3 protein-coding genes are annotated in these 2628 nt (G+C 64.7%); 1 reads left to right on the forward strand and 2 read right to left on the reverse strand.

Features of this window, described 5'->3' with window-relative positions; translation table 11 throughout:
• A partial coding sequence (locus WCE35_RS17740) for an anti-sigma factor (protein ID WP_424594633.1) occupies window positions 1-840 on the forward strand: 840 nt, incomplete at its 5' end.
• A 136-nt stretch (window positions 841-976) separates the two neighbouring features.
• On the opposite strand, the gene WCE35_RS17745 is transcribed toward WCE35_RS17740, so the two are convergent.
• Both WCE35_RS17745 and WCE35_RS17750 read right to left on the reverse strand, forming a co-directional pair.
• On the reverse strand, window positions 977-1174 hold the full coding sequence (locus tag WCE35_RS17745; RefSeq protein ID WP_424594634.1) for a hypothetical protein: 198 nt from the start codon (window positions 1172-1174) through the stop codon (window positions 977-979).
• Window positions 1175-1492: 318 nt separating this feature from the next.
• The coding region (locus tag WCE35_RS17750; RefSeq protein ID WP_424594635.1) for an FHIPEP family type III secretion protein at window positions 1493-2628 on the reverse strand (1136 nt) is incomplete at its 5' end.

Below are 2628 nucleotides of genomic sequence, written 5' to 3' on the forward strand. Positions count from 1 at the left end.
GAGTATGCCCTCGGCACCCTCGATGCCGACGAGCGCGCGCAGGTCGAGACCATGATGGCCCTCGACAGGGAATTCAGCGCGGTGGTCCGGGCGTGGGAGCACCGGCTCGGCGTGCTGAACCAGATGGTCGGATCGGTCGAGCCGCGGCCGATCGTGTGGGAGAACATCAGGACGGCGATCGGGCACGCCGAACCGCAGGCGCCGTTGCTGCTGCCGGAAGCGCCGGCGGCTGTCGCGCCCGAGGCCGTTGCGCCGGCGCCCGTCGTCGACAATAGCAACATCATCGAGTTGTCGGGCCGGGTACGTCGCTGGCGCAACGTGGCGTCGTTTGCGACCGCGGCCGCGGCGGCGCTTGTCGCGATGCTCGCGCTCCAAGTCTACCAGCCCGACCTGCTGCCCGACAGCATTCGTCCGAAGCCGCGCGTACAGGTGGTCGAGGTCAGGACGCCGCCGACGCCGGCGCCGCCCGCCGCCCAATATGTTGCTGTGCTGCAGAGGGACGGCGGGGCGCCCGCGTTCATTCTCACGGTGGACGCCGCCACCAAGAATTTTACGGTTCGCAAGGTCGGCGCTGCCGCCGAGCCCGGCAAGAGTTTCGAGCTGTGGCTGATCTCCGACAAGCTGCCGCAACCGCGCTCGCTCGGCGTGATCGGCGGCAGCGACTTTACCGTGCGGCCAGTGCTGTCGTCCTACGATGCCGACATCATCAACGCCGCGACCTATGCAGTGACCGTCGAGCAGGCCGGCGGATCGCCGGACGGCAACCCGCATTCCGCGCCGGTCTTCGCCGGCAAGCTGATCGAGACGGTTCCGGCCGCGGCGCCAGCGCCGCCACGCTGAGGCACGCCGCAAAAGAGAAAACGCCCGTGGGGGGCGGGCGTTTTCGGTAGTCCAACTTGGGGGTAGTTGGGGTCTTCATTATCCACGTGGCGACTTTGGGGGGCTGTAAAGGGCCGCGTGAATTCCGTGAAATCCTCTATCGTACGAGTGAATTGTTCGAACTGGTGATCACGACCGGCTTGCCGGCCTTCATCACCCGCGCGGTCTGGGTGTAACCCTCGTCGGAACTGCGCGCGGAGATGCCCAAGCCTGTCACCAGGATACCCGCGATCAGCGCCACCACCACGATCTTGAGATGGGTTGTCCGATCCGCGCTGTAAATCGAGTGGTTCATGGACGTCTCCTGACGCCTTCCTGCTCTACGGATTGGTCGGGATCGTCCGCAGGCTGGTTCAACGTCACGCAACCAGAAACGTAGGAATAGGGCCTCTGGTTGCAAAGATGCGATCACAATGCAGTGAAAAGATGTGAACATGCGCGACTGGAACAGCCGCGGCGATCGGTAAATTGTAAAATTATCGAGATATTACAATATCATATGTCTTGGATGCACTCGCCGACCCAAAACGTCGCACGCTCGCCACAATCCAACAAATCAGTTGCCTGTGGCGGAAAAGCCGCTGCGCTTTGGCCACTGATTTGCCCCGGCCGGCTAGACGCTGCCGACCGTTTTCAGCCGCGCGCGCGGATGGATTTCGGCCTGCGACAGCACGGTCGTCTGCGACCGGAACCGCTCCACCAGCGACCGCACGAAGGGGCGGATCGAAGCCGACGTCACCAGCACCGGCGCCTCGCCCTCGCGTGCGGCCTGCTCGAAGCTGTTGCGCACCGCGGTCATGAACTCCGACAGTTTTGACGGCTGCATTGCGAGGCTCCTGTCGTCGCCCTGGCCGACGATCGACTCCGCAAAGGCCTGTTCCCATCGCGCCGACAGCGCGATCAGCGGCAGATAGCCGTTATGCGAGGTATTCTGCGCGCAGATCTGCCGCGCCAGCCGGGCGCGGACATGCTCGACCATGGTCGCGGGGTTGCGCGAGAACGCCAGCGCGTCGGCGATGCCTTCGAGGATGGTCGAGAGATCGCGGATCGAGACCCGCTCGGCGAGCAGCAGTTGCAGCACGCGCTGGATGCCGGATATCGTCACCTGGCTCGGCACGATGTCCTTGACCAGTTCGCCCTGCTCCTTCGGCAGGTCCTTCAGCAGCTTTTGCACCTCGCCATAGGAGAGCAGGTCCGACATGTTGTTCTTGAGCAGTTCGGTCAGATGCGTCGACAGCACGGTCGCGGCATCGACCACCGTGTAGCCCTTCAAGGAGGCTTCCTCTTTCAGGGCGGCATCGACCCAGGTGGCAGGTAGCCCAAACGTCGGCTCGACGGTGTGAATGCCGGGCACGCCGACCTGGTTGCCGGCGGGGTCCATCACCATGAACTGGTTCGGCCAGATTTTTCCGGTGCCGGCGTCCACTTCCTTGATCTTGATGATGTAGGTGTTGGCCTCGAGCTGCACATTGTCGAGGATGCGCACCGCCGGCATCACAAAGCCCATTTCGACCGCGAGCGAGCGGCGCAGCGCCTTGATCTGCTCGGTCAGGCGGTCGGTGCCGTCGGGGCCGTTGACCAGCGGCAGCAGCGCGTAGCCGAGTTCGATCTTGAGGTCGTCGATCTTGAGCGCGGTGGCGATCGGCTCTTCGGCTGCCGCGCTGGCGGCGGCGGCTGCGAGTTCGGGCGCCGCGGCTTCGGCTGCTTCCGCCGCCTTGGTGACGCGGTTGCGGTTCCGCGCCTTCCAGG

Source organism: Bradyrhizobium sp. (assembly GCF_049691595.1).
Lineage (GTDB): Bacteria > Pseudomonadota > Alphaproteobacteria > Rhizobiales > Xanthobacteraceae > Bradyrhizobium.